The organism is Pseudomonas taiwanensis (assembly GCF_013393345.1).
GTDB classification, from domain to species: Bacteria; Pseudomonadota; Gammaproteobacteria; order Pseudomonadales; family Pseudomonadaceae; genus Metapseudomonas; species Metapseudomonas resinovorans_C.
In genome coordinates this window covers 263,383-290,089 of the sequence record NZ_QJRF01000060.1, presented here as the reverse complement: position 1 = coordinate 290,089, position 26,707 = coordinate 263,383, and the positions used below count along the sequence as shown (strand labels likewise).

Below are 26,707 nucleotides of genomic sequence, written 5' to 3'. Positions count from 1 at the left end.
CGCAATGAAGTTTCATTTGATGCAAACAGGTGTAATCGGTCGTCGTTATGAGCTGGAAGCGGGTATGGCTGGGCAGCGTCCTGAGTTGTATCAGCGCTTTCTATCCGAAGTGCGTGATTACGTTCGTCTGGCGGATGAGCTTGGTTATGCAGGCTATTGCCAGCCTGAGCACCACCTGCAGATCGAAGGTTTTGAGATCAACAACCATCCCGGCATGTTCAGTCTCTATGTGGGCCTGCATTCCAAGCGGATGAAGGCCGGCATCATGGGGTACACCCTGCCGACCCATAACCCGGTGCGTATCGCCGAAGAAATCGCCACCCTTGACCACATGCTCCAAGGGCGCCTGATGGTTGGTTTCACCCGTGGCTACCATGCGCGCTGGGTCGACTCCTATGCTGCGCGTCCGGGTGTCAGCGCCACTACGCCGGACAACGCCAAGGCCCGCGACGAGCAAGATGCGCTGAACCGCGAAGTCTTCGAGGAGTCGCTGCAGGTCATCAAGAAGGCCTGGGCCAATGACGTGTTTAGCCACAAGGGCAAACACTGGGAGTTCCCGCCAAATGGCGGCTCTGCCGGTCACCCGGCCTATGCCAGCATGGGCAAGGGCATGGATGCAGATGGCATCGTGCGCCAGATCGGCATTGCGCCGAAGTGCTACCAGAGTCCCCACCCGAAAATTTACGGCGGCTTTGCCGGCAGCATGCGCACCGTCGACATGTGGGCCCGGGAAGGCGGCAAGCCAATCGTGCTGGCTTCCGACCTGGACTTTTGCGATGCCCTGTGGACCCGCTATGCCGATACCGCACGCCAGCACGAGCGGGAGGTTGCCCGTGAGGATGTTGCTGCCTGGGGCGGTTTCCTGATGCTGACCGATGACAAGGACAAGGCCAAGCAGTTGATGGCCGAGCATAAGTGGTTCTGGGACAAGTGGTTCATTCCGTTCGGCCAGAAAATGCCGAACGTGCTGATCGGCTCGGCTGACGAGATCGCCGATCAGATCGGCCGCGCCCACGACCGCCTGGGCTTCAACGAGCTGTTCCTGATGTTCGGTCAGGGTCACCTGGACCCGGAGCAGAACAACGAGGAACTGGAAAAGTTTGCCAGCCTGGTGGCTCCTCGCTTCGCGACCAAGGATGCCGAAGGCACGTTGGTTTAAGTGATTGCATGGCTGGTTTGCCTGGCAAGCCAGTCTGACAGGCTAAACAATAACAAGAGGTAATGACTATGCAATGCGGATTTTTCCATACTCCCTATAATCTTCCTCACCGCACTGCGCGGGAGATGTTTGATTGGTCTCTCAAGCTGGCACAAGTCTGTGATGAGGCGGGTTTTGCCGATTTCATGATCGGTGAGCATGCGACTCTGGCTTGGGAAAACATTCCCTGTCCGGAGATCATCATCGGTGCCGCAGCGCCGATCACCAAAAACATCCGTTTTGCGCCGATGGCGCACCTGCTGCCCTATCACAACCCGGCCAGTCTGGCGATTCAGGTTGGTTGGCTGTCACAGATTCTTGAGGGTCGCTATTTCCTTGGTGTGGCGCCCGGTGGGCATCACACCGATGCCATCCTGCACGGTTTCGAAGGCATTGGTCCGCTGCAAGAGCAGATGTTTGAGGCGCTGGATCTTATGGAGAAGGTCTGGGCGCGCAAACCTTTCATGGAGAAGGGCAAGTTCTTCCAGGCCGGCTTCCCTGGGCCGGATACCATGCCCGAATACGATGTGGAGATCGCGGACAACAGCCCCTGGGGTGGCCGCGAGGCACTGGAAATTGCCGTTACCGGTCTGACCAAAAACTCCTCGTCGCTGAAGTGGGCTGGTGAGCGCAACTACAGCCCGATCTCCTTCTTCGGTGGTCATGAGGTTATGCGTTCTCATTACGACACTTGGGCCACAGCTATGCAGTCCAAGGGCTTTACTCCGGAAACGTCGCGCTTCCGTGTGACGCGGGAGATCTTCATTGCCGACTCCGATGCTGAGGCCCGCCGGCGCGCCAAGGCCAGTGGCATGGCCAAGACTTGGGAGCACTATCTGTTCCCGATCTACAAGAAGTTCAATCTGTTCCCGGGCATCATCGCGGATGCTGGTGTGGATATTGATCCCAGTCAGATAGATATGGACTTCCTTGCCGACCATGTCTGGCTCTGTGGTTCGCCGGAAACCGTGACGCGAAAGATCGAGGCAATGATCGAGCGCACTGGTGGCTGCGGTCAGGTCATCGTCAACTCGCATGACAATATCGACAACCCGGAACCCTATTTCGAGTCGCTGCAGCGACTGGCGCAAGAAGTGATTCCCCGCGTCAAAACATCGTAGAACGAAAGGCTAGGTGGTGGTCTTCTCCGCCTAGCTTTGCCAGTTCTAATCAAAGCAGGTCGCACTAAGGATCAAATTGCGTTGTTTTGCTGTATTGATCCGACCGCAAATGGCTGCTGTTTGGCAGCCATTTCACATCTTGTAGCACTAAACTGACAAGGAGCTCAGATTTATGTCTTGGAATGGCATTTCTGGATTGTTTTCCGTCGCCGGCAAAACAGTGTTGGTTACAGGTGGGGCCAAGGGCATCGGTGCAATGATTACCCGCTGCCTGGTAGCGGCAGGCTGCCGGGTGATGGTCGCTGGGCGCGATCATGCTGCGGCAGACAGTCTGAACAATGAACTGGCAGAGTACGGGGGGTTCGAATTCATTGAGTGTGACCTTGTGCGCGATGATCATCTGGCTGATCTGTTTCGCGCCGTGCAGGCCCGCTGCTCCAAACTGGACGCGCTGATTAACAACGCCGGTGTATTTCATGCGCCGCCACTGGGTTCTGTCACAGAGAAAGACTGGTCTGCGGTGATGAGCCTCAACCTGCAATCGCCGTTTCTCCTGATCCAGGCACTGTGTCCCCTGCTGGAGAAGGCCGGCACAGCTGACGATCCGGCACGTATAATCAACATCGGTTCAGTGGGTGGCATTCTCGGAAAAAGTTTCGGGGGCGCCTATGCCTATGGTTGCAGCAAGGCTGCCATTCATCAGCTTAGCCGCACGCTGGCATCAGATCTACGTTCGCGGAACATCAACGTTAACGCCATTGCCCCGGGTTTTTTCCCAAGCGACCTGACCGCCGGGGTCATCGCTGATGCTGAAGTTGAGCGCGCAGTGTTGGATGGTATACCTGCTCATCGGTTTGGCAGTGCAACTGATATTGGCGGCACTGCCATCTATTTAATCTCCCGTGCAAGCGCCTATCTTACTGGGACGGTTATTCCCCTTGACGGTGGTCTGATAGTGGCCCCGTGAACCTTATACGGGACGGTCAAGCGTTCGGATGGTCCAGCCCTAAAATGTGTGAGGGGGACGAGTCCCTGGCCCTGCCAAGAATACGGCGCAGCTAGCGATGCTGTTCAATGCCCTCAGGACATCTCAATCTGTTTGAACGCGCGTGTAGGTTCCCGCTGCGGCTGGCGGCGTTCGGTCGGACTTGATTTTTTGTCGAGAGGGTGTAAAGGTTCTCGCGAGTCAACATTTGCGTTGATAAAAGAGGCGCGACTGCTCTGGGTCGTGCTAGCTAAGCCCTGATCGTGCGAACTGGAGGAAAATATGCCAAATCGCGCCAGCCTCGAGCGTCTAAATTGGGATGACCTGCGCTTTTTCTTAGAAGTGGCGCGCACCGGTACCGCCAGTGCTGCTTCTCGAAGGCTGGGCGTTGACTACACCACAGTCTCGCGTCGAGTCCGTGTTCTGGAGCAGAACCTGGGTGCACTGCTATTCGAGAAATCTAGGGCTGCGGGTTTTGTGCTCACGCTAGAAGGGCAGCGCATGCTGAGCTACGCCGAGACTCTTGAAAGCACCCTACAGGCAGCCTGCGAGCAAGTTTCAGGCGCTGGCTTGGAACTGTCTGGGCATGTGCGTATCGGTTGCACTGAGGGATTCGGCTCCAGTTTCATCACTCAACATATGAGTCGATTCCAAGACCGCCATCCACACATCTCATTGGATATCCTCCCGGTGCCACACTTTGTGAGCTTGTCTAGGCGCGAGGCTGATATCGCTATTACGCTGGAGCGCCCGCAACGGGGGCCGTATGTCTGTTCTAAGCTTTGCGACTACCGTCTTCGCTTGTATGCCACTCCTGAGTACTTGGCCAATCATGCGCCGATTCTCAGCCTCGAAAGCTTGGCCGGGCACACGTTCATCTCCTACGTTGAAGACTTAGCCTTCAGCCCCAAGCTTCTCTACTTAAATGACCTTGTACCCGGAGCGGTACGCCAACTGCGTAGTACTAGTGTGATTGCTCATTACCATGCAGCGCTGGAGGGAAGAGCGCTTGCAATTCTTCCCTGCTTTCTAGCAGGACAGAACCAGCGTCTGTGCGAAGTTCTTCCGGGTGAGATCGAGGTAGTGCGGCAGTTCTGGATCTATTATAGCGAGGATCTACGTAAACTCCGTCGTATTACTCAGGTAGCCGAATACCTGCGGGGCTGCGTCGAACTTAACCAGCCGCTACTGATGGGCGAGTCAACATCGATGAGCTATCTGCCACCGGTTTGAGCTACCGAGTTAGCTACACGCTGGGTGGCCTGGAGCACGCCTCGTATGGATCCAATAATCATTTCGCGCAGCATCTCAAACTTTGCCGTATTGCCAGTTGGTGCCTCTCCGAACCAAGCCGGTAACTGGTTAAGCTGTGAAACGATGCTAGCTAGGCCGGCGCGTCGGAGCATGCATGCTGGCTCTCCAGTTAGTTGCTCAACGGTTTTTATTAGCACCGCCTCATAGAGTTGACGCAACTTTAGGATCCGTTCCTGGTGATCGTTATTGAGGTAGTGTACGTCGTACTCCGCCAGACGGAAGTGTGCGCCCATACCGTTGTGTAGTTGGAGATGGGTTTCAGTGAGGAGAAGCAGTCGTGCTGTGGGGGAGACGTCCCGGTGGGTTAATTCCAGCGCGCCATCTAGCAACTGCTCATATAGTTCCTCGATTAGCTCGAACAGCAAGGCTTCTTTGCTTTCGATGTGGTTGTAGAGAGAGCCGGCACGAATGCCCATGAACTCTGCCAAATCACGCATGCTAACTCGGCTATAGCCACGCTTAGCGAACAGCTCCAGAGCTTTCTCGCGTGTTTGTTGATAGCGTTTTGGGGAGCCAGTAGTACTTATAGGTTGGCTGAGAGTGGATGGCTGCAGCTCGTCAAACAAAGTAATGGACATGGACATCAGATCTTCATCGATGTGGCTACAGCTAACAGTGTTATTCGCCGCCAGAGGTACTGCTTCTAGCGATTCTTGGATGTTTGTGATGATCATGGGTGCATAGTTGGGGCGCTTGTGGGCACCGCTGAGGCGCCCACAAGAGGTTCTATAAAGTGTAATTAGCCATTTCCCGAGCGATCAGCAGCCGCTGCACTTCACTGGAGCCTTCGTAGATCTGGGTGATGCGCGCATCGCGGTAGTACTTCTCCACCGGGTAGTCCTCCAGGTAGCCGTAGCCGCCGTGGATCTGGATCGCGCTGGAGCACACCTGCTCAGCGATTTCCGAGGCGAACAGCTTGGCCTGCGAGGCTTCCGAGAGGCAGGGCAGGCCGGCGCTCTTCAGGCGGGCGGCGTGGAGAATCATCAGCCGCGCGGCGTTGAGGCGGGTGTGCATGTCTGCCAACAAGTTGCCGATGCTCTGGTGCTCGATGATCGGCTTGCCGAACTGCACCCGTTCCCGTGCATAACCGAGCGCCGCCTCGAAGGCCGCACGGGCGATGCCTAGGGCCTGGGCGGCGATGCCGATGCGGCCGCCTTCGAGGTTGGACAGGGCAATGGCGAGGCCTTTGCCGCGCAGGCCCAGCAGGTTCTCTTCCGGAATGCGACAATCGCTCAGGGTGACGGCGCAGGTATCGGAGGCCTTGATCCCCATTTTGTGCTCGCTGCGGTCCACCACGAAGCCGGGGGTGTCGGTGGGGACCAGGAATGCGGAGAGGCCCTTCTTGCCCAGTTCCGGATCGGTCACGGCGAAGACGATGGCGAGCTTGGCACGCTTGCCATTGCTGACAAACTGTTTGGCGCCGTTCAGCACCCAGTGACCGTCCACCAGCTCGGCGCGGGTGCGCAGATTGTGCGCTTCCGAACCCGCCTGGGGTTCGGTGAGGCAGAAGCAACCGATGGCGGTGCCGCTCGCCAGCTGCGGCAGCCACAAGTCCTTCTGCGCCTGGCTTCCGTAGTTGAGGATGGGCCCGCAGCCCACGGAGTTGTGGATACTCATCAGGGCGCCGAGCGCACCGTCGCCGGCGGAGATTTCTTCCACCGCCAGGGCATAGGCCACATAGTCGATATAGCTGCCGCCCCATTCCTCGGGCACCACCATGCCGAGCAGGCCCAGCTCGCCCATCTGCTGCACCAGGTCGTCGTCTATCCAGCCAGCCTTTTCCCAGGCCTGTGCGTGGGGCGCGACTTCAGCGCGGGCGAAGTCCCGCGCCATGTCGCGGATCATGTGTTGTTCTTCGGTGAGTTCGATATCGTGCATTAAAGGTCTCCAGCGGATCGGTCGTGCCTGGCGCTATTAAGTTTCTGGCCGCTTAGCAGCTATTGCAGAGGTTCGACGGGTATGAAAGCCTGCAAAAAAGGCTTTCACCCGTTCATCCTGTAACTCCTCAAGGTTCGGTGGGTTCCAGCGTGGGTTTTTGTCCTTATCGATGATCAGGGCGCGAATGCCCTCTATCAGGTCGCCCTTGTCGAACCACTGGCGGTCAAGATGCAGCTCAAGATCGACACAGTCAGCCAGACTAAGGCATCGACCGCAGCGCAGCAGCTTGAGGGTCACAGCCATGGCGAGTGGGGAATTCTTGTTGAGCAGGCGGAGCGTTTCCTCTGCCCAATCTTGTACACCGGGCCGGGTGTCGGACTGCAGCGCCGTGCGGATCTCCTTGAGATTGGGAAGTGAAAAAATTTCGTCGATAACTTGGCGATAGGCCTTCAGCTCCGATCCAGGGATGCGCTCGGTGGCGAGGCCGGCCAGCAACTGGTGGAGGTTTTCCTGCGGCGCGAAGCTCCAGTTGAGGGTGTCCAGCGCCTGATCCAGCTCAGCGATGCGTTCGCTGGGCAGGCAATAGTCGGCCAGTCCGGTGTAGAGGGCATCGGCGGCGCGCACCTGGCAGCCGATGACGCCCAGGTAGACGCCCAGTTCGCCGGGCAGGCGCGGCAGGAAGTAGCTGCCGCCAACATCCGGGAAGAAGCCGATGCCGACTTCCGGCATGCCCATGCGGGTGCGCTCGGTGATAACCCGCAGCGACGCGGCCTGGGCCAGGCCCATACCGCCGCCAAGCACGAATCCATCCATTAGGGCCATCACAGGCTTGGAATAGCCGTGCAGGTATTCGTCGAGCGCGTATTCCTCTTCGAGGAACAGTTGGTGCTGGTTGTCGCCGGTGGCATGGCTCTCGTAGAGCATGCGGATATCGCCGCCGGCGCAGAACGCTTTCTCACCAGCGCCGCGAATGACCACCGCGACGATGTCCGGGTCGAGTTCCCAGGCCCACAGGTGGCGCTGTAGCAGGCGCACCATGGGCAGGGTCAGGGTGTTCAACCCGGCCGGGCGGTTGAGGGTCAGGTGACCGACGCGGTTGCGCACACTGGCCAGTACCGGTGCCTCGTGCTCACTCATGCTCAGGCTTCCCGACGGAACAGGCTGATGATTGCGGAGAAGTCCAGGCCGCCGTGACCCTGTAGGCTGAAGGTCTGGTACAGCTGCTGGGCCGCGGCGCCGAGCACCACCGGTTGTTTCGCATGGCGCGCGGCTTCGGTGGCCAGGCCTAGGTCCTTAAGCATTAGATCGGTGCCGAAACCGCCGCTGTAGCCGCGGGACGCCGGGGCGTTTTCCAGCACGCCGGGGAACGGGTTGTTGATTTCCGAGCTCCAGCAGCGGCCGCTGGAGGTGTTGATGATGCCGGCCAGGACTTTCGCGTCCATGCCCAGGGCAACGCCCAGCGCCATGGCTTCGGCGACGCCGACCATGGAGATGCCTAGCAGCATGTTGTTGGCGATCTTGGCCACCTGGCCGTTGCCTGTGTCACCACAGTAGACGATGTTCTTGCCCATGGCGGCGAGCAGCAGGTGGGCCTCGTCGAAGGCGCTGACGGTGCCGCCGACCATGAAAGTCAGGGTGCCAGCCGCCGCGCCACCTGTGCCACCGGAAACCGGCGCGTCGAGCATGGGATTGCCCTGGGAGGCGGCGGCTTTGGCCACTTCGCGGGCGCTGAGCGGGTCGATGGTCGAGCTGTCGATCAGCAGCACGCCCGGCTGGACGTTGGCCAATAGGCCTTCGGCGCCCAGGTAGACATCCTTCACGTGGGCCGCGGTGGGCAGCATGGTGATGATCGCGGCGACGCCATCGCGGGCCAGCTCCGCCGGGCTGTTGGAGGTGCGGGCGCCGAGCTCTACGAGTGCGGCGGTCGCCAGCGGCGAGGGGTCGAATACGGTGAGGGTGTGGCCGGCCTTGAGCAGGTTGCGGGCCATGGGGCCGCCCATGTTGCCGAGGCCAAGGAATCCGATATGCATGTTGGCGTCCTCTTGAGGTAGGGCCAGAAATTTCAGCGGTGAATGAAGTGGGGAGTACGCTTTTCAACGAAGGCACTCATGCCTTCCCTTTGATCTGCGTTGGCAAAAGTGGAGTGGAATACTCGACGCTCGAACCGGATACCTTCCGCCAAGCTGCCTTCGAAGGCGCGATTAACTGACTCCTTGATCAGCATGGCTGCCGGCATAGATTTCTCTGCTATGGCTGCAGCGCTTTTCAGCGTTTCCTCGAGGAGGAGCTCAACCGGCAGTACGCGTGCAACCAAGCCGGCGCGCTCTGCCTCCTGGGCATCCATTTGTCGACCACTTAGGCACATCTCCATGGCCTTGGCCTTGCCAATGGCACGAGCCAAGCGTTGGGTTCCGCCGATCCCGGGTAAAACACCAAGGGTGATCTCTGGCAGGGCAAAACGAGCGTTGTCAGCGGCGTAGATGAAGTCGCACATCAGCGCCAGCTCGCAGCCGCCACCCAGCGCATAGCCAGCAACAGCGGCGATCAGGGGTTTGCGTCGGGCTGCAATGCGATCTGCTGCAGAAAAGAAGTCATCAAGGAACACTTGCGGATAGGCCATGTCGACCATTTCCTTGATGTCGGCGCCGGCCGCGAAGGCCTTGGAAGAACCGGTAATCACCATGCAACCGACGTTGGGATCGCGATCCAGGCCGTCTAGTGCCCGGTTGATTTCGTCTATCAGATTGACGTTTAACGCATTGAGCGCTTTGGGTCGGTTTAATGTAATCAGGCCAACGCGGCCATGGACTTCAACAAGTAGAGATTCGAATGCCATTTAGAGGTCTCCTTAATCAGGGGCGGTTCATAGCCCGCCCCTGAAGCCTCACTTGAGGGTAATGGTTGTGTTCACTGCGCCGCCGACATCGCTCTCGTCGAACCAGCGCTGGGTGATGGTCTTGGTCTGGGTGTAGAACAGCACCACTTGCTTGCCGTAGGGGCCGAGGTCGCCGAGCTTGGAGGCGCGGGAGCCGCTGAAGGAGAACAGCGGGACCGGCACCGGAATCGGTACGTTGATGCCGACCTGACCAACGTCGATCTCTTCCTGGAAGTGGCGTGCGGCGGCGCCGGAGCGGGTGAAGAGCGCGGTGCCGTTGCCGTTCGGGTTGGCATTGATGAAGGAGATGGCCTCGTCCAGGGAGGCGGCGTTCACCACGCAGAGCACCGGCCCGAAGATCTCCTCGCGGTAGATGGTCATCGACGGGGTAACGCCGGAGAAGATGGTCGGGCCGACGAAGTTGCCTTCCAGATAACCGGGTACGCTCGGGTTGCGGCCGTCCAGGACCAGCTTGGCGCCTTCCTCGATGCCGGTGGCAATCAGGCCGCTGATGCGGTCCAACGCCGCGCAGGACACCACCGGGCCGATATCGGTACCCGGCTCGACGCCGGCATTGACCTTGAGGGTCGTGGCCTTTTCCACCAGGTCCGGCAGCCAGGTCTGCGCCTCGCCTACCAGGATTACGACCGGCAGGGCCATGCAGCGCTGGCCGGCGGCGCCGAAGGAGGCACCCAGCAGGTTGTTCAGGGTCTGCTGCTTGTTCGCGTCGGGCAGGACGATGGCGTGGTTCTTGGCGCCCATCATGCATTGCGCGCGCTTGCCGTTCAGGGTGGCGCGGTTGTAGACGTGGGTGCCCACCTTGGTGGAGCCGACGAAGGACACGGCCTTAATGTCCGGGTGGTCGCAGATCAGGTTTACCGCATCGACGCCGCCGTGGATCACGTTCAGCACGCCTTTCGGGATGCCGGCTTCCAGCGCCAGCTCGACCAGGCGCATGGTCACCAGCGGGTCCTGCTCGGAGGGCTTGAGGACGAAGGTGTTACCGCAGGCGATGGCCATGGGGAACATCCACAGTGGGATCATCGCCGGGAAGTTGAACGGGGTGATGCCGGCGCACACGCCGATCGGTTGCAGCAGGGTGTAGGTGTCCACGCCGTTGGCGACGTTGTTGGCCAGTTCGCCCATCTGCAGGGTGCCGATGTTGGCGGCGTGTTCTACCACCTCCAGGCCACGAAAGACGTCGCCCTCGGCGTCCGGCAGGGTCTTGCCCTGTTCGGCGGTGAGTAGGGCGGCCAGCTCCTTGATGTTCTCGCGGATCAGCTGCTGGTACTTGAGGAAGATGCGAGCGCGGGCGCCGATCGGGGTCTTGCGCCAGGTCTTGAAGGCGTCCTGGGCGGCGGCGACGGCGGCGTTCATCTCGTCCTGGGTGGCGAAGGGCACGCGGGCCAGGACTTCCTGGGTGGCTGGGTTGACTACGTCACGCCACTGGGTGGTTTTCGATTCGACAAATTCGCCGTTGATTAAGAGCTTTACTTTAGGAGTTGAAGCGCCCATGTATATTTTCCTGTGGGTGGTTTATAAAGAGGTTGATTGATCACTCTTACAGTCAGGTTTGACTTCGTGTACTTGGTAGAGAAGGGGCTAGGTAAAAGGGGGCGGTGAAACCGAGTAGACAGGTAAGTTGTCGATATCGATATGGCGATGAGATTCGGCGATCGGCAGTACTTGTGAGCGAAGGCTATAGTGATTGAGCTTTCCAAGGTACGGAGACGTGACGAAGTTTTCTCGGTGAAGCAAGCCTAAAAGGCGCAGAGTGATCCTGGACAGGTATGGAAACTTACAACCAAAAGTCAGCAGTTGTTGCTCGTGAATGGAGGAGACCGTGCCTATCAGACGACCGATGATCTCATCTGCATAGGCGGCGAAGGCAGCCAAGGTGCCTTGCAAAGGAATGGTGAGTTTTTTGAGGAATAGGGCAGCATCGGTGCCGTAAAGAAGGAATTCGTGCCATCCAATAGTCGTACCCTCCATGCTGGGAAGGCCATCGCCGCGGTATTGCATTGGATTACTTTGGGCACGATTAAGAGCTACGTCGCTCATGGCTGGTTCTCTTGTTGTTTTGCGTGGCCGGTACGTCATTCATTGGCGAGCTAGTTGAATCGAGTATAGGGATGCAGGCATTTAGGATGAAATAAGCAAAAAAACCTGTGCGATGTGCATTAAAAAATACCCTATCTAAAAATGCCGGTTTGGTGGTTCGATGCTATCCCTAAGCATGTGATGCGCTTAGATTGAAGGCCGCAGTCGATGTGAAGAGTGAGTTTTGAGATTGCGCAGCCAAGTGCTGCTGTTTTTGGGTGTTGGAGCGGAGGGCGTGCACTTTCGTCTGATAATTTTGCGACATATGTAGTTTGTCTAGATGATTTGTTGTATAGGGTGCGTTTTTTTGCGCTAATAAAGCCGCTAGTGTTGCTGTGATGCTTGGGTTGCCTTTTAGTACAATTCTTACTGCTTCGGAATGTGTTGCCCGTAAGAGGTGTTTTAATTGTTATTCTGCGTGGCAAGCATTTCAGCCGCCTGTTGAGTGGCCTCGCTTGTTCGTGTGGCAAGTTTGCGGACTTCATCGGCAACTACTGCAAATCCTCGTCCAGCCTCACCAGCACGTGCGGCCTCAATTGCCGCATTGAGGGCGAGTAGATTTGTGCGGCTAGCGATGGCTTGGATGGCACCGACAATCTCGGTAAGCTTACTTAGATTTCGTTCTATGAGTTTACCCTGCAGCTCCCGCTCCTCACGCAATTGTTCCTCTTGGTACTGGGAGTGCATGTCTACCAACGCGCCTGCTATCCGGAGTGGCTTTCCGTCAGTGCTTCGTAGTGTCTTGCACCGGGAGCTGAACCAGCGATATTCGCCGCTTTTCAATTTTATTCGGTAGGTCGCCTCAAACGGGGTGCCACCGCTGCTGTCGTTTATGTGTGCGCCAAACAAATCGGACACATTTTGTCTGTCGTCTGGATGGATGCGAGAAACCCAGCTTTCGAGAACATTGGGAAATTCATCTGGATCTTCGAAACCAAGCATTTGAAGGAATTGTTGCGACCACCATAGGGGATTGTGAGGATTCAGTGGGTTGCCGCCTATCACCTCCATATCCCAGAGACCGTCGCTGATTATCTCCCTGGCAATCTCGAATCGCTCAAGCGTCCGCTCCAGTTCGTAATCCCGATCGCGCTGTACTTGTACGTCACGTATAGTGCCGGCCATGCGTATCAGTACATCTTTCGCGTCACGCCAGGCCCTTGCGTTTACTTCAACGTTGACATAATCGCCTGCGGCATTACGTAGTCGGTATTCAGTGCGAAAAGTAACGTCGTCTCGGCCTTCTTTTAGATATTTGCTCAATGCATCCGTTGTAGGTTTCAGGTCGGCAGGATGTATGCGCTGAATCCAAGTTCCTAGTTGCACGGATAGATCATTTTCGTCATCCAGTCCAAGTAATGAGCGAAACCGTGTTGAGCACCAAAGGGAGTTATTTGGATTTACGGGGTCTCCATTTTTCACCGGAAGATCCCAAAGTCCTTCGTTGCTGGCTAGGCTAATTAGTTCAATGCGTTGATCGACATGAAGTTTTTCGTTCGTGGTAGTGGTTCGCTGCTGAGTTAACGAAACTATCTGGCTGGCGAGGGCAGTCTGTTGTTGCTGCTTATGATCTTGCGCTTGCACATGTTCGCGCAATGCGCGGTAAGCACGCTTAACTAGGGGGGGCGCAGTTAAATTCTCTTCTGGTGCGTTGGGTTTGGAGTGTCCTTCCAACGCATCAATTAGATGCATAAGGCATTCAGTTGTAGCTCTGCGGCTTTTCGATGTCAGCATGTGAGCGCCCGTTGCAATTAAGGGTGGTCGTCTTGTGTCTGCTAAATAAAAATGACTAAATTGTATCTTTTAAAAAATCAGTGTCGTGTCAAGCAAGCCAAAAAGCTCACGCCAATGGCGCGCGGCAGCTTCTTTGTTGAATTCTTGAAAGTCAGGTACGGCGAAGCCGTGTAGTGCCCCTGCATAGGTTTCACATCGGTGATCGACGCCCGCATCTAACAGCGCTTTCTCCAGACGCCTCGCCATTTGTGGTGAGTAGTAGTCGTCTCTATCGGCACTGGCGACATAGACTCGCGCCTTGATTGATGGCGCCAGTAAATGAGGGCTGGTTTCAGCATCCGTAGCAAGATTGCCTCCATGGAAGCTCGCAGCAGCCAAAATTCGATCCGGATATGTGCCTGCAATGGAGAGAGAAATGCCACCACCCATGCAATATCCGGTTGTCCCAATATTGGGACTAGCAACATCGGTGCGGGTGTCCAAGTAGTCTATGAATGCCTGCGTATCTTGTGCCGCCTTGTGATTGTCCGTTGAGGCGAGTAGGTGGCCGATTGCGCCCATGACATCGAGGCTTCTGAAAATCTCTGCAGGCGCCAATGGCCCATAGCGGCCAGCTCGATAGAACAGGTCAGGTAGTAATACGACATAGCCGCCTTGTGCGAGCTGCCTAGCCATTTGGAACAATGTGGGACGGATGCCAAAGCCATCCATGCAAAAAATCACGGCGGGCCATGGGCCCTGACCCTCTGGCTTGAAGATGTGCGCCTGGCACTTGCCATCGTGTGTTTCTATTGAAACCTGTTCGTGATTCAAGGCGATGCGACCCTTGTTGTTATTTGATTGTCTGCATTCGAATCCGACCAACGCCAATTAACGCGTTGGTTCCAGGAATAGTGCCTTTAGCGAGATTTTAAGGTACTGCCGGAGAGCTGGATCAAATTGCTCGGGCAGGTTCGCTTACCATTCCGTTGAAGAGCTTTGCGACGACGGCCGCGTGTGGAGCCTTCGTCGAGCACCCTAGCATCGACGTTCCTTTCCGGTCAACGGTGGTGTTGACAGGTGGCGCGTGTCGAAGGGAAGTGAACTCCGATCATTGTCGGTGCCGGATGTGGGGCGAAGCAGGCAGTCGATGGGGCCATTTCTTCGCATTTGCGTTGTACAAGGGCCATCGCTACTCCGCGGCAACAGCTGTAGGCGATCTTGCTGTTCTTCGAACTGCTCGGCGAGTGGTGCTAACGGTTCGCGTCAGTGGCTATGGACATGAACACCGCCTTCGATATGGAAGTGAAATGGCATTGCCCACGCGCGGAGGTGGTATGCGACCTGTTCATGTCTTCGCCCGCCATGGCCGTGAGGTGCTCGACCGGATCCGCGTTGATCAGGCCAATGCCCTGTGCCATGACAAGCCGGCGCACCTAGTGGTCAAGGGCGACCGCTAGTTGCCGCTGCGCAATAAAAGACAACCAGGCTGCGCTGGTCGGCGTGAAGCGCATCTTGAAACCGGAATGCTGTGCCAGACACTCCTTAAGAGGGTGCAGACAAAATCAAGTAATCCATTGGCTCCTACCCGGGGCGAGCCGATGACCAAGGCTGGACGACCGTCGACAATTTCCGCGGAGAAACACCCACTTCTCCTTCAACTGGCCCTGTCACACAAGCTTTCCTGTCAGGCTGAGCCAATGGAGCTTTTCCAGGCGGCTATCGGGATCGCCAGTCACTCCACGACTTTTGAGGCCGTGCTGAAGTTAGCGGGATGGGGGCGGGGCAAGCCCAAGCTCAGGCGTGAGTTCGAGCCACTGCCGCCATGCCGTTCGCGACGGCAAGATCCTGGTATCGACCAGTTTTAATACAATTGGAGTTACTGGTCGTGCTATGTAAGCGCTTAATCCATGATGAAAGTGTGCGAGTGCAATCAAAAGTAAGAACTATCCAGATGTTCCAGGGGTCCATTTAAAGTTATTGGATCTTATTTAAAAACAACGCGTTAAGGACTAAATCCACCATTTTCTCTTGTAATGCTGGGTAACTTTCATGCTCTTCATTTTTTTTGATTGATGTAAAGCAGGCTGTTCCCAGTGTGCCTATCCATAATAATTGAACTGCTTCATGAGCGGGGCAATTCAGGACACCTTCTTCATATAGCCGCGATAGGTCGTTCTCTACCGTCCGCAGCGTTTCCGCAACGGTAGCCGGAGGCTCGCCGGCTAGGATCTGTTGGATAACTATCCTGCACATAAGTGGCTCTTGATGAGCAAAGTGATTAAAAGCGCCCCAGCCGTTTCTCAACCCCTGCTGGGGGCCGCGCTCCTTCGCTCCCTGTTGATAGGCTTCGGCTACTTGCACATAGGTTTCATCAATGGCAGCCCGGTGCAGCCCTGTCAGATCGCCGAAGTAATGATAGATCGTTGGTGCGCCGACCCCTGCCAGGGCGCAGATTGCGCGAGAGCTTGCCCCCTCGCGTCCCTCTGTACTCAGTAGGTGCCGAGCTACCTGCAGCAAGCGCTTCTTCACTTCGAGGGTGTCACTGAGGCGATCCTTAATGCTGGGAGAAACCATCGATTTCATCTGATTAACCTGTGCATAAAATTCAATAAATCCCTGAGCCGATTTGGGTTAATCCTGGTGGGCAAAAGGTATCGTTAGGGCTCTTCCTCCTCGCTCCCGCTCGTGTGGTATTCGGCATCAGGAACGATCTAGGAACGCCAGGGATCCAGCTTAGCGAATGTTGGGGTGACAAGCATTAAAAAGCAATCAACGCGATGGTTGACTGATCAGTATAACGCCGTTATAGTCGCCTCTGCTGGCACCTGCCCGCAGACACAGGCTAATGCCTCCCTTGCCTATTACCCATCTAGAGGAGACAACAATTATGGCAATGGAAACTGGTTTGATCTTTCATCCCTACATGCGTCCTGGCCGGACAGCCAAGCAGACCTTTGATTGGGGCATCCAGAGTGCCGTGCAGGCGGACAGCGTCGGTATCGATTCAATGATGATCTCCGAGCACGCCTCGCAAATATGGGAGAACATCCCCAACCCTGAACTTTTAATCGCCGCTGCAGCCTTGCAAACCAAGAACATTAAGTTCGGGCCTATGGCCCACCTGCTGCCGCATCAGCATCCAGCAAAACTAGCGACCATGATCGGCTGGTTGTCACGCATTCTGGAAGGCCGTTACTTCCTCGGTATTGGTGCTGGCGCCTATCCGCAAGCCTCCTACATGCACGGAATTCGCAACGCCGGCCAGTCCAACACGGCTAGCGGTGGAGACGAAACCAAGGACCTGAACGACATGGTGCGAGAGTCACTGTTCATCATGGAGAAGATCTGGAAGCGTGAGCCGTTCTTCTATGAAGGTAAGTATTGGGATGCGGGGTATCCGGAAGAGCTTGAAGGTGCCGAGGGTGATGAACAGCATAAGCTGGCGGATTTCAGTCCTTGGGGGGGAAAGGCACCTGAGATCGCGGTAACCGGTTTCAGCTACAACTCGCCGTCCATGCGTCTGGCCGGTGAGCGCAACTTCAAGCCGGTTTCGATCTTTTCTGGTCTTGATGCACTGAAGAGACACTGGGAAGTCTATTCCGAAGCGGCCATTAAAGCGGGCCATACCCCGGACCGTTCGCGTCATGCGGTATCCCACACTGTGTTTTGTGCTGAAACCGACAAGGAAGCCAAGCGTTTGGTGATGGAAGGACCGATCGGCTACTGCTTCCAGCACTACCTGATCCCCATCTGGCGTCGTTTCGGCATGATGGATGGGTATGCCAAGGATGCAGGTATCGATCCGGCTAATGCTGATCTTGAATTCTTGGTGGATCACGTCTTCCTGGTCGGTTCGCCCGATACCGTGAAGGAGAAGATCAATGCGCTGTTTGAAGCAACAGGTGGTTGGGGAACGCTACAGGTAGAAGCGCATGATTACTATGATGATCCGGCGCCCTGGTTTCAGTCGCTAGAGTTGATCGCTAAAGAGGTCGCTCCCAAGATTGCGCTTCCTAATCGCTGAATCTAGCGCTAGCAATCTAATCTAATCGTGCCCCCTGAGGCTTCGCCCAGGGGGCTTTTCGATTTGATGTGCTGAGAGTTAGGAGCTACTTACTGCCGCTCGAATGGTGGGCAATATATTTATATAAAAATAATCCATTTTACAGAGATAAGCTTTGCTTTCGAGCCAATTACCACTTCTTCCGATTCTTCGGTTTAAGGGGGGTAACGTCCCGTTTTCAAGCGACTGGATTATCACTTCTCAAATTACTTCCATTTAGAGTGCTCCAGCCAATCTCCGAAAGCTTCCGCAGGCATTGGCGCTCCTATGTAGTAACCTTGAACTACATCGCATCCCATCTTCACGAGACGCTCCCAAGCCTCTTGGTTTTCAACGCCCTCAGCAATTACCTCTAAATTCAATCTGTGCGCTAACTCAATCGTAGAGTGAACAATAGCAGCCGCCTTCGGGTGCTCGGCCATTTGCTTAACGAAAGACTGATCTATCTTAATTGCATCTATCGGCAGATTTTGTAGGTAGCTCAAGCTGGAATAGCCAATTCCAAAATCATCGACAGCAATCTGAGCCCCTGTTCCTTTCAATTTCCGCAGTGTTTCTAGCGCATTAGCTGGGTCCTCCATGAGCGCACTTTCAGTAACCTCAAACTGTATCCAATTCGATTTCGCCCCCCAAGTCGCCATCAAACCTTCGATCTTGGTGACTAGCCTGGTGTCGCATAAGTCTTGCGCCGAAAGATTTATGGAAAGCGGAATGTTTAAACCTGACTCATTCCATGCAAAGCATTGTCTAAATGCAGCTTCGAGAACCCAAAAGGTGAGTGTAGTAATCAGTCCGGTGAATTCAGCAAGTGTCACAAACTCGCTGGGAGGCACCATGCCCCGAACCGGATGCCGCCAACGCACTAGTGCCTCAGCTCCACATAGATACGAGCAAGCTAAACTGAATTTAGGCTGGCAATAGAGTATTAGCTGGCCAAGCTTGATCGCTTCACGCAAGTCCGACGTCAGTAATAACCGGTTGGTGCATGCCTCATCAAGGCTATGCGCGAATACCACATAGTCGCGTCCTGTGCGCCTCGCCTCGGACATAGCAGCTCGTGCATGCCTAAATAATGCATCCGGCTCAACACCATGGCCGGGGAACAACGCAATTCCTATCGTCACCCTTGTATAGTGGGTTAGCCCAGAAGAGTCAGGCGCACAATGAAATAATGCATTAAGCTTTTGCGCCATTTGAATAGCGCATTCTGCGTCCGCATGAGGATAAAGAATAGCAAATTCGGCCTCGCCTACGCGAGAAACAAATCCACTCGAGAGTATTGTCGCGCAGAGCTGGTTGGCAATCTCCTGTAGTAACTTGTCTCCCTGTATGTGTCCAAAGGTGTCCTTGATTTCGTGGTAATTTTTGGCCTTTAGAAGCAATACTGCGAGCGGGCGATTTTTCTCTCTGAACTCTATAATGGCTGACTTGATTTTTTCATAAAACATCTCTCGATTAGGTAGTCCGGTAAGTGAGTCGTAGTAAGCCATTTGATGAATTTTTTTTTCTGCAGCTTGATGCTTTGCACGTATGCGCAAATTTTCTATCCCGAACGCCAGATCATCAGCCAACTCGCCTAACAAAGAAACTTCAGACTCATCAAATACTTCAGGTTCGGTAGCAGTGATGCACAGAGATCCTACGACAACTGAATCTACCCGCAATGGAAAGGCAGTAACCGATCCATAACCAAGACGAACCATGTCTTCGCGCCATTTAGCGTGGTCAGGGTCGGTAAGAAGATTGCGGCCGACACAGGCTTTACCTGTAATGACAGCGATAGCTGCGGCTCCTCCCCTTTCTGGATTTGCCCACGAAAGCGAAATGCTTTTAAAAAATTCAGCCTCCTGAAGGCTATGTGAAGAGCTGAGTGCATACGCCATATGAACTAGGGGATAGCCATCGTCGTTTAGCGCACTCCAAACACCGGCATAGCGATAATAGCCTTTTCCTACTATTACGCGGCACATGCCGCTCAGTAGTTCTTGCTCATTTGAGCAGCGCAGAAGCATACGATTGCCTGCACTAAGGGTCTCGAGCGTTCGGTTAAGTCGCTCCAACTCCCGAAGACTGCAGCCTGCCTCCGCTGCCACTGAGGCACCATCTGCGCGAGTGTCTTTGCTAGGGGTAGCCATTAGAGATTGACCCTAAGGGAATACACTCAGCTTAGACCCGTATGTAGCCCCTGCTACGTATCGATCGGCCGCCGCTCGTCATCAGCTTTCATTGCATCCGCAAAGACCTGGACTGAAGCAAGAGGCGGATACGTTCGAGGTAGGCTTGATGCAGGCCACTCAAGTCATTTTCCGGGTAGCCATCCGCGTCACGATCAATCTTCTTGTGACAGCTTGGGCAGAGGAGCATGAGGTTGGCGCTGTCGTTGGTGAGCCCCTGCGCCTTTGCTTCGTCATGGTCCTTACGCCCCCGCGGACCTTGGGGGCTGGCCGGTAGGATGTGGGCTACCTCGCCCCACTTCATTGGCTTGCCTGCGCGGTAGTCGAATGTGAGATCGGTGCCGCATAGCTCGCAGTGACCGGCAGCCTGAGTCCAGACGATTCGTTTCGTTTCGTCGTTGGTGTCGTACCGCCCATTTGGGGGCTTGGTCTTTCGTTGTTTGTCCAATTCGGCGTACCCCCTGGTACATCGATGATCCTGGCTTGTGATAGCCAGGCGGAATCAAACTGAGGTTGTAAGTTACACGGGAAGGTGACGGCTGCTTTTCCCCCAAGCCGGAACTGTCCCGCCAGTAAAAAGGGCCAGCGAGCAATGCTCGCCGGCCCTGTTGTTTACTCTTTGCTGCCCTCTATTCCTTCGGGGCCAATGGTCTCGACCTAACAGCGAAAGCCAGCCTTGGATGGCTGTCGCCGCTGCCTCCCCTGGCAGCGGCTATGCACCGTCTCGGTGCATTCGTTTCAACATTCAGTGAAAAAGTTTCAGTGTTTGTTGAAAAACTACGCGAGACATAGTTTGTTAGATGCGTGTGAAATCACAGCTATTAAAATCAATGAGTTAGGAGCGAGGTTTTCAGCCAAGGCTGAATTTAGCTGTCAGGAAAAGTGAAAGAGCCTAATTCGCTGTCAGCTAGAGCTGAATCAGGGGCGACTAAGCAGAGATTTCCAGGAGGATTGGGATCAAAGCTTATAATTGTGTCGGGTCCTGATAGAGCGCAATAGTGTCGAGCGGTTGTTCGCGACGGGGGAGGTAGCCAGAAATGGCGCGTGGAATATGTACGTTTTGGATCGGTATTGATGTTCTAATTAATTATTTCGCTTATTTCAGATTTATTCATTAATAATATTGTCTTTAAAGTGTGTTACCAGATTTCTCTCTATTAGAGTGGGATGTATTGGAATCCCGCGGGGAGGAGTTGCAGGCTGAATCCTTCCGCCTATGATCAGGTTTCTTGTGTATCTTGGAGGGGCACCCAGCATAAAATCCGCTTGAGTGCATGTGCAAAATTCTTCTAGGACCTTAATAACATTCTCTTTATCTTTAGCATCTAGATACCAGTTTCCATTTATTCTGATAGGCTTAACATATTTGCTTAGAATAAAAAGCTGGGTGAAAGATTGAGGAGGTATTCCATACTTATCCAGTATTTCCGATACTGGAGTTGTGCTTTTGTAGTAGTCCAGCACCATTTTAAATTCGATAGAGGAGAGTTTTTTTATTGATTGATAGTGCAACGGGCGAAAGGGTAGGACGATGGCTTTCGTAATCATAGACAAGCTTTTAATTGTAATTCCTGTCAAGGAGCTTGCCTCGGAAAGCTTTATCAGTCTGTTGCTTGAGTGCTCTTTGTAGAGAATCTGGGTATTGGTTTCTGTTTCTTTAATTAATTCTATGGGTATGTCGCTTCTGTGAAATAGTGTTATGTCGCAACTGCCCGCTGATCTGGCAATTACCGGCGTGATCCCGTGGGCAGCCAAAATATCTGTGGTCTTTTTGCGGGGCAGAAGCAGGGTTTCAGATACCTCGGATGCGTTCATATATTTCTTATTGAAATTCTCTATTTCATCTTTGGGAATCAGGTACTCCGAAAACTTAGTTCTATAAGTAGCATTTAGTATGCCATTTCTTACTAGTTGTCTGATTGTTGTTCTGTCAATATCAAGCAATTTGCTGGCTTCAGTCGTACTATAATGGTTTGTTGTTTTGTCGCTCTCTATGACTTGGAGCTTAGCGGAAAGCTTATGTCGAACTCCGCGCTTATATGATGGGAGGAGGGCTTGGATTGCGGTTATGACTTGTTGGGCGGACTCTTTAGGTATTACGGTGGTGAATTTTGAGTTGGGCGCCAGCGAAATTGTGGGAGTGGCGAGTTGTTTAATTGCTTTTCTAACAGTGTTAAGAGAACAGCATGCTTCTTTAGCAATTGTTTGAATGCAGACGTATTTGCAGCTAAAGCTTTCAATGGCAGATGCTGAAACCGCGTAAAAACCGTCAATTTGCCTAATTTTCTTGCCAAGCAAACCGGATTTTACCAATTCTCTGAACACATGTCGGTCTACTTTGAGATGTTGAGCGGCGGTGGATAGATTGATGATACTTGTTTCTTTCTTCAGTCGAGCAGATTCGCGCTGCTTGGCGATTAATTCAATAATCTGATTAATTGCTGCTGCTTCTTGTTGGCTGTAGGTGCAGCATCGCTTTTCTTTTTTTGGGAATAGCTTGTGAGTACGAATAGTATTCCATTGTTTGTTGTTTATACCTAAATAGGCGAGAAGTTGTTGTGTAGTTAACGAGAATGTTGGGTCTGAAGCATGTTGGTTGGCTGGTCTCGCGCTAGGTGGTTTGTTTAATATGAATGACTTTATATGTGGCGGAGTGAGGTGGCTTAGCTTAGTGGAGAGGAAGCGCTCGTCAATGATGCTTTCATTACTGAATAGCCTCTGAAGACCAGGAATGATCATGTCCATATCCTCCAGAGCTATGGCTAATGCGGTGGAAAATATGCTTCTGTTTATGAACGGGTTACTATTTTTGCTTCCTAGTCCAAGGCTCTGAAGTGTGGATGAAAACAGATCAAACGCGTGTTGGGAGTTGCTTCTTAGCAATCGAAGTAGTTGTTTTTCCGGTCGAACTTCCGCTTCGGAACATTGAGGCGATTTGATTTGTTCGCCGCATTTGCACTCGGTTGTTATTTGATTGCGCCATGTGAAATTGCGTTGGCATTTCGAACAAGAGAATAGGTATTTTCGCGAGTGATAAGGGCAATTCTCAGCGAGTGAAAAATCTTTTGTGTTTTTTTCCCAGCCTTCCTCGCAGCATTCGCTACATATGGCGGCTCCCTTAAATCGGATCAGGCGCTTTTTAACTTCGATATTATTTATTAGTAGATTAGAATTTGTTAGGACCTTGTGAGTGGCTCTATAGAAGCCGGTTTTTAACAGTTCGCCATACTCTCCTGCTTGATAAGTTAGGCGTTCAGTTACGATAGTGTCTTGCCTAAGTAAATTGCCTCGGACAGGCAAATCTTGGAAATAGAATGAAAGAAATTCATCGATGGAGCGATAGCCGTTTCTGATTGCCGCACGCTTCAGTAAGCTAGTTGGGCTTTCCTCCGGCAACGGAAGTGGAATAAAGGCAAAATCTTTCATTTAAGATTGTCTTGAATAATGGAATAACATTTTGTAAGGCTAACTTCAAAAGGGTTATCATCATTTGATAGGCTGTGGTCTAAATCAAGAAATGCGCAAGTATCGATAAAGTCAGAAAGGCAAAGTGCTCGGTCTCCACGCTCTAGGCATATTTGAAAGGCATTTGAAAGTATAAGTCTCAAATACTCAAGATTTCCTTGTGTTGCTACAAAGAGGCGCGTAGAAATAGTTGGGTCAGTCAAGTGGATTCCTTTTCTTAAATCTCCTATGCTGTAAAGTTCCTGATCCAAACACTGTAGCGTCATTATGTATTCAGAGCTTTTATTTTCGTCAAAGCTTAGATGTTGGAGTTCTGCGACGAATGGGTAACGCCTTGCAAGTTCAGGCTTTCTGTAAATTACATCCTTACAGTTAGGCTTCCCCACTACTATTATGGGGATTTTGGATCTGTTGAGCAGGCTGAGAAGCCAGTCGGTCACATGGCTAGCTGTTTTAATAGTCTCTGGTCTTGCTAGTAAATGAAATTCATCAATAATAATGAACGCTGTTCGGCGGGTTTTCAGGAGCTCAAGGATGCGAAACTCCAAGTCTACGGTGTCTCCTCGAAGGTCAGAACAATTCAAACCAAGCAGCAATTCTTTCGCGAACGACTTTATGGTTGCTTCAGCCGGGACCTCACATTGGAGAGCCGGAAGTGTCTGATATAGTCCGTCGGGATCCACTTCTAATTTAGACTTTGAATATAGCTCGCAAAATAATTCGCGCAGAGTTGATTTTCCGCTTCCTGACGGGCCGATTAGGATGGCGGATGAAGGAGTGCCTCGGCGCCGGGTACATTCCACCGATTTTTCGAGGATCGCGTAAGCTGTTCGAAAGCTGGGATAGAAGACAACCTTCTTCTCAAATAATCCAACTTTCCTATCTATCTCATCTATGTCTATGGTCAATGTGCACCTCCATGACTTGAGCGACAGCGGGAACCTGGCTGTTGGTTAAGTGTTTCTGGGGATCGATTTTGGAGTGGCCTTTTGATTTATTGGCCGATCCATTATCTGAGGTGAGAGCGATAGAGTTGGATGAATTGTATTCTTCTGGACGTGCGTGTTTCTTTCGGGCACGCTTTCCTTTTGAGTTAGCTAGCCTGAGATTGATTCGTACACGATTGTCTCTCGCTTCTCTAAAATCAAATGTCCGTTCCTTCTCTTTGAGTTCTGCCATAACCAAGTGGTGCATGTGCATGGTTAAACCGGTCTGGTAGTCAGGGTCTACAGCATCTATGCTATATATATCGTCCGGGGCATCGGGGTGGCACACCCAGGCGGTTCCAAGTTCACTAGTGTCATAGTAAAGTGTAAGTTTGTCTTTTTTGCTATTCAATGTGCTGAGATAAGCTACGGCAGGACCAGTCCATTGCAAATTCTCAAAACCTATGCGGCCATTAACCGGAGTGGCGACTTTTTTACTAAGAAAAAGCATTTTTAAATCTTTGTTAGAGTATCTTTTTGCAGGGAAAGCGGGATCGGTATGGGCTTCCCAAAATATATCAGGCGATGTGCCCAGGCCACGATGAAAGTCACTGTGGTAGACAGAGTCAAGCCAGTCTTGGAAGGCCGCGCGAAGTTGTTCCAAGGTGAAGATGGCCTCTGCTTCCGAATCATACTCGCCCCTTTCTTGAATATTAGAGAATGTAGTTCCCTTCATGTGATGGATAAGTCCAGTCGTAAGTGTCTTAAACCACCGCTCGACGAATGGCTTCTGGTTAGGCTCTCCCGGTTCGCAGAACCTGATTTCGGCCCCCAGTAAGGTCAGGCAATCACGAAGTTTTTTAGCAACAAACTCAGGACCATTGTCAGTGACATAGAGCAAAGCCAAGCCATTGCGTTCGTGCTCACTAGAAAGTGACATTTTGATTGCGCGTATCGTTTTCTCGATACTAGGAGGGTTCAGGGAAATGTCCCAGCCAATGATGCGGCGCGAACGGACGTCAAGGGCAACTGTTAAATAAGGCCTTCCCAAGACTTCCCCATAAGCATTGACGACAATAATATCCAGAACCTGGGTGTCGCACTCTACGCGCTCCAGTAAGTGGCGCAGTCTGCGAATTATCTTACTCCAACTTTGGTTTTTAATTGCGGTGCGACGACCAAGTTGATAAAACTCTGTTTCGTACTTGTCGAGTTCACGTATAATTCGGCGAAGCGTAGATTCGCTAGGTACCCTTAACTGGTCAGCGCTTGATCGTTTACTGTTAAGGTCCTCTATACTGAATGTTATCGCTTCAACTACTGCGCCGATAGTTGCAGGCGTCTCGGAGTGGTACAGTAATTCAATGTTGTAGTTTATGAGGTCTTGAATTTCTTCTGGCTGTTTTTGTACCCTGTACGTCTTTTTCTTCGCCCGCAATGATATCAGCGCTATTGGATTCTCTCCGGAGCGAAGGTAGGCTGTCATCCAATTGTATATGCAGGTGTAACTTGGGGGATGTGTATCACCGATTTGAGCACAGATTTCCAAGGCAAGTTCTTGGGTTCGTGCTTTCGGTAGAGATCCAGTTAGTTTTTCCAAAATTCCGCGGACATAGGCCAAGCGTCTATTTAGTCGCGCTCTGATTTTTTCTGTAAGTCCGGCTATGATCTTGTTGGCTTCTGCCAATAAGGGCGCTTCTTGTACTTTGAAGAAGTATCCTCTCCGGTGTGCTAAAGCCAGTGTGTCGTAGCTTTGGAAGCAAATATTTCTCCGTTGCTGGACGCTTCTGAGTTGAATGTGTTTTCCGGTAATGGCGATGATCTCAAACAACTGCATACGGTACTGGTAGCGTTCGCCAACGTTGAGTTCCAAGCTGTTGGTGCGGTCGCTATTGCTTTCGCCTCCGCTCTCACTATGCATTGTCGCCTCTGCACTGAAGCTGTGTCTGGATGCCAAAAGGGCGCTGAAGGTCGGCTACGACCAGCCCATAGAACACTGCAAAAGCAATGTCTTGGGGAGGTGCGTGGTTGTCGAGGAGTTCCTGGACAGTCAATTTTCCGTGTGGCGACCCGTAAAGGAGTGAGGAAACGTGGGAAGCCGATTTCCGATCAGATCCAAAACTTTTGTGATAGAGGAAGTGCAAGTTAGGTGTTCTGACAGGGTGCCAAAATTGGCTGTCACCAATGCACTCCAATGGATAACCACATTGGGCAAAGAGGGTCTTAAAGTAGCTCAGCCGGTCGCGCGTTGGGGCGTCGCTGAGCGCTGAGTTAGTTTTTATTTCATAAACGATCAGGCGTTTGTCACGAAGCCGTGCTACGAAATCTGGTGTGTAGCGTTGCCGGCTGGAGGTCAGTGCTAGAGTAAATGGCTGCGAGTGATAGGCGGTAATAATCGGGAGGCGCTCAAGCTCCAAGCAAAACGCGGCTTCGAGAAGCGACTCACAGGCGACGTTTCCACCGTTCTTGCGTGAAGGAATAAAGGTGACGTGCTTGCCGTACTTACCCCGGCGGAGTTTGGGACCTGGCAACAAAGAGAGTGTGCTTTTCAGTTCATCCGGTATTGAGATCATAGCGACCCACCCTTCCGAATCGAATCTACCGGTTGTGTTTGGCTAGAGTTACGCCATCCAGATGGTTTATGTGCGGGGTCTCTCTGCAGGCCCCAGATATTTGTCACCTTTTCTGAGAATCACCGCTGAAGCGGCTTTGCGGACCGCGGAGCGATGTCCGCGTACTACTAGCATCCCCCCCTGGTCATACTCCCGCTAGCCCCTGCTACGGGCTTGAAATCGCTCTATCTCGGGGTAAAAAGTTTGCGCATGCGTCGGCGACCTCACCGTGTACAGCAAACGGTACTAAAACCTTACGTACGGAATTACATCCTTTGCA

The 26,707-nt window shown here is 53.2% G+C and carries 19 protein-coding genes and 4 pseudogenes; 6 read left to right on the top strand and 17 right to left on the bottom strand.

All coding sequences use genetic code 11. The annotated features are described in order from the left end of the window. The 4 genes from DM872_RS14410 to DM872_RS14395 form a co-directional block, all read left to right on the top strand. On the top strand, nt 1-1,159 hold a 1,159-nt coding region (locus DM872_RS14410), incomplete at its 5' end, for an LLM class flavin-dependent oxidoreductase (RefSeq protein ID WP_218649258.1). 68 nt (nt 1,160-1,227) lie between these two features. Further along, on the top strand, nt 1,228-2,319 hold the full coding sequence (locus DM872_RS14405; protein ID WP_179060129.1) for an LLM class flavin-dependent oxidoreductase: 1,092 nt from the start codon (nt 1,228-1,230) through the stop codon (nt 2,317-2,319). Nucleotides 2,320-2,491: 172 nt separating this feature from the next. Continuing rightward, nucleotides 2,492-3,286 carry an SDR family oxidoreductase gene (locus tag DM872_RS14400; protein ID WP_179060128.1) on the top strand — a complete coding sequence of 265 codons (795 nt, stop codon included), beginning with the start codon at nt 2,492-2,494 and terminating at the stop codon, nt 3,284-3,286. A gap of 300 nt (nt 3,287-3,586) precedes the next feature. Further along, nucleotides 3,587-4,537 (top strand): LysR family transcriptional regulator, encoded by a 951-nt coding sequence (locus DM872_RS14395; protein WP_179060127.1) that lies wholly within the window; start codon nt 3,587-3,589, stop codon nt 4,535-4,537. Here DM872_RS14395 and DM872_RS14390 read toward each other — a convergent pair. The 10 genes and pseudogenes from DM872_RS14390 to DM872_RS14350 form a co-directional block, all read right to left on the bottom strand. Further along, nucleotides 4,519-5,292, bottom strand: a complete 774-nt coding sequence (locus tag DM872_RS14390; protein ID WP_256873404.1) for a TetR/AcrR family transcriptional regulator — start codon at nt 5,290-5,292, stop codon at nt 4,519-4,521. The two genes, DM872_RS14395 and DM872_RS14390, sit on opposite strands and share 19 nt — an antisense overlap. 52 nt (nt 5,293-5,344) lie before the next feature. Then, entirely contained in the window at nt 5,345-6,496 is a 1,152-nt protein-coding gene (locus DM872_RS14385; RefSeq protein WP_179060126.1) for an acyl-CoA dehydrogenase family protein, read from the bottom strand. A gap of 36 nt (nt 6,497-6,532) precedes the next feature. After that, the gene (locus DM872_RS14380) at nt 6,533-7,633 is read right to left on the bottom strand and encodes an enoyl-CoA hydratase/isomerase family protein (RefSeq protein WP_179060125.1); all 1,101 of its coding nucleotides are present in this window, start codon (nt 7,631-7,633) and stop codon (nt 6,533-6,535) included. Between the two features lie 2 nt (nt 7,634-7,635). Next, nucleotides 7,636-8,526 (bottom strand): 3-hydroxyisobutyrate dehydrogenase, encoded by an 891-nt coding sequence (mmsB, locus tag DM872_RS14375; RefSeq protein ID WP_179060124.1) that lies wholly within the window; start codon nt 8,524-8,526, stop codon nt 7,636-7,638. Nucleotides 8,527-8,558: 32 nt separating this feature from the next. Next, complete coding sequence (locus tag DM872_RS14370; protein WP_179060123.1) at nt 8,559-9,332, bottom strand: enoyl-CoA hydratase; 774 nt, start codon at nt 9,330-9,332, stop codon at nt 8,559-8,561. A gap of 48 nt (nt 9,333-9,380) precedes the next feature. Continuing rightward, a complete protein-coding gene (locus DM872_RS14365; protein ID WP_179060122.1) occupies nt 9,381-10,886 on the bottom strand; it encodes a CoA-acylating methylmalonate-semialdehyde dehydrogenase in 1,506 nt (501 codons plus the stop codon). Between the two features lie 87 nt (nt 10,887-10,973). Beyond that, nucleotides 10,974-11,432 (bottom strand): hypothetical protein, encoded by a 459-nt coding sequence (locus DM872_RS14360; RefSeq protein ID WP_179060121.1) that lies wholly within the window; start codon nt 11,430-11,432, stop codon nt 10,974-10,976. A 462-nt stretch (nt 11,433-11,894) separates the two neighbouring features. Beyond that, nucleotides 11,895-12,098: pseudogene (locus DM872_RS30925) on the bottom strand (methyl-accepting chemotaxis protein); the annotation flags it as partial. Nucleotides 12,099-12,167: 69 nt separating this feature from the next. Next, nucleotides 12,168-13,163 (bottom strand): annotated as a pseudogene (locus tag DM872_RS14355) (PAS domain-containing protein); the annotation flags it as partial. Nucleotides 13,164-13,274: 111 nt separating this feature from the next. Beyond that, nucleotides 13,275-14,018 carry a dienelactone hydrolase family protein gene (locus tag DM872_RS14350; RefSeq protein WP_179060119.1) on the bottom strand — a complete coding sequence of 248 codons (744 nt, stop codon included), beginning with the start codon at nt 14,016-14,018 and terminating at the stop codon, nt 13,275-13,277. A gap of 381 nt (nt 14,019-14,399) precedes the next feature. Here DM872_RS14350 and DM872_RS30510 point away from each other — a divergent pair. Then, nucleotides 14,400-14,641 (top strand): annotated as a pseudogene (locus DM872_RS30510) (transposase); the annotation flags it as partial. Nucleotides 14,642-15,161: 520 nt separating this feature from the next. On the opposite strand, the gene DM872_RS14345 reads toward DM872_RS30510, so the two are convergent. Then, the gene (locus DM872_RS14345) at nt 15,162-15,770 is read right to left on the bottom strand and encodes a TetR/AcrR family transcriptional regulator (protein ID WP_179060118.1); all 609 of its coding nucleotides are present in this window, start codon (nt 15,768-15,770) and stop codon (nt 15,162-15,164) included. Nucleotides 15,771-16,074: 304 nt separating this feature from the next. Here DM872_RS14345 and DM872_RS14340 point away from each other — a divergent pair, with 304 nt between their 5' ends. Then, the gene (locus tag DM872_RS14340; protein WP_179060117.1) at nt 16,075-17,211 is read left to right on the top strand and encodes an LLM class flavin-dependent oxidoreductase; all 1,137 of its coding nucleotides are present in this window, start codon (nt 16,075-16,077) and stop codon (nt 17,209-17,211) included. A gap of 245 nt (nt 17,212-17,456) precedes the next feature. On the opposite strand, the gene DM872_RS14335 is transcribed toward DM872_RS14340, so the two are convergent. The 6 genes and pseudogenes from DM872_RS14335 to DM872_RS14310 form a co-directional block, all read right to left on the bottom strand. Continuing rightward, a complete protein-coding gene (locus DM872_RS14335; RefSeq protein ID WP_179060116.1) occupies nt 17,457-19,262 on the bottom strand; it encodes a putative bifunctional diguanylate cyclase/phosphodiesterase in 1,806 nt (601 codons plus the stop codon). 244 nt (nt 19,263-19,506) lie between these two features. After that, nucleotides 19,507-19,872: pseudogene (locus DM872_RS14330) on the bottom strand (HNH endonuclease); the annotation flags it as partial. Nucleotides 19,873-20,531: 659 nt separating this feature from the next. Next, nucleotides 20,532-22,850, bottom strand: coding sequence for a helix-turn-helix domain-containing protein (locus tag DM872_RS14325; protein ID WP_179060115.1), 2,319 nt, complete (start codon nt 22,848-22,850; stop codon nt 20,532-20,534). Further along, the gene (locus DM872_RS14320; RefSeq protein ID WP_179060114.1) at nt 22,847-23,797 is read right to left on the bottom strand and encodes a TniB family NTP-binding protein; all 951 of its coding nucleotides are present in this window, start codon (nt 23,795-23,797) and stop codon (nt 22,847-22,849) included. Before DM872_RS14320 ends, DM872_RS14325 begins: the two co-directional genes overlap by 4 nt. Then, on the bottom strand, nt 23,778-25,736 hold the full coding sequence (locus DM872_RS14315) for a DDE-type integrase/transposase/recombinase (RefSeq protein WP_179060113.1): 1,959 nt from the start codon (nt 25,734-25,736) through the stop codon (nt 23,778-23,780). Before DM872_RS14315 ends, DM872_RS14320 begins: the two co-directional genes overlap by 20 nt. Continuing rightward, entirely contained in the window at nt 25,729-26,388 is a 660-nt protein-coding gene (locus DM872_RS14310) for a TnsA endonuclease N-terminal domain-containing protein (RefSeq protein WP_179060112.1), read from the bottom strand. Before DM872_RS14310 ends, DM872_RS14315 begins: the two co-directional genes overlap by 8 nt. Between the last annotated feature and the right edge of the window lie 319 nt (nt 26,389-26,707).

Bases quoted from the DNA above. Each gene is read 5' to 3' on its own strand.
- DM872_RS14395 (WP_179060127.1), top strand. From the start codon at position 3,587: ATGCCAAATCGCGCCAGCCTCGAGCGTCTAAATTGGGATGACCTGCGC.
- DM872_RS14390 (WP_256873404.1), bottom strand. From the start codon at position 5,292: ATGATCATCACAAACATCCAAGAATCGCTAGAAGCAGTACCTCTGGCG.
- DM872_RS14380 (WP_179060125.1), bottom strand. From the start codon at position 7,633: ATGAGTGAGCACGAGGCACCGGTACTGGCCAGTGTGCGCAACCGCGTC.
- mmsB (WP_179060124.1), bottom strand. From the start codon at position 8,526: ATGCATATCGGATTCCTTGGCCTCGGCAACATGGGCGGCCCCATGGCC.
- DM872_RS14370 (WP_179060123.1), bottom strand. From the start codon at position 9,332: ATGGCATTCGAATCTCTACTTGTTGAAGTCCATGGCCGCGTTGGCCTG.
- DM872_RS14405 (WP_179060129.1), top strand. From the start codon at position 1,228: ATGCAATGCGGATTTTTCCATACTCCCTATAATCTTCCTCACCGCACT.
- DM872_RS14345 (WP_179060118.1), bottom strand. From the start codon at position 15,770: ATGAAATCGATGGTTTCTCCCAGCATTAAGGATCGCCTCAGTGACACC.
- DM872_RS14340 (WP_179060117.1), top strand. From the start codon at position 16,075: ATGGCAATGGAAACTGGTTTGATCTTTCATCCCTACATGCGTCCTGGC.
- DM872_RS14385 (WP_179060126.1), bottom strand. From the start codon at position 6,496: ATGCACGATATCGAACTCACCGAAGAACAACACATGATCCGCGACATG.
- DM872_RS14335 (WP_179060116.1), bottom strand. From the start codon at position 19,262: ATGCTTCTGCGCTGCTCAAATGAGCAAGAACTACTGAGCGGCATGTGC.
- DM872_RS14360 (WP_179060121.1), bottom strand. From the start codon at position 11,432: ATGAGCGACGTAGCTCTTAATCGTGCCCAAAGTAATCCAATGCAATAC.
- DM872_RS14400 (WP_179060128.1), top strand. From the start codon at position 2,492: ATGTCTTGGAATGGCATTTCTGGATTGTTTTCCGTCGCCGGCAAAACA.
- DM872_RS14315 (WP_179060113.1), bottom strand. From the start codon at position 25,736: ATGCATAGTGAGAGCGGAGGCGAAAGCAATAGCGACCGCACCAACAGC.
- DM872_RS14310 (WP_179060112.1), bottom strand. From the start codon at position 26,388: ATGATCTCAATACCGGATGAACTGAAAAGCACACTCTCTTTGTTGCCA.
- DM872_RS14365 (WP_179060122.1), bottom strand. From the start codon at position 10,886: ATGGGCGCTTCAACTCCTAAAGTAAAGCTCTTAATCAACGGCGAATTT.
- DM872_RS14325 (WP_179060115.1), bottom strand. From the start codon at position 22,850: ATGAAAGATTTTGCCTTTATTCCACTTCCGTTGCCGGAGGAAAGCCCA.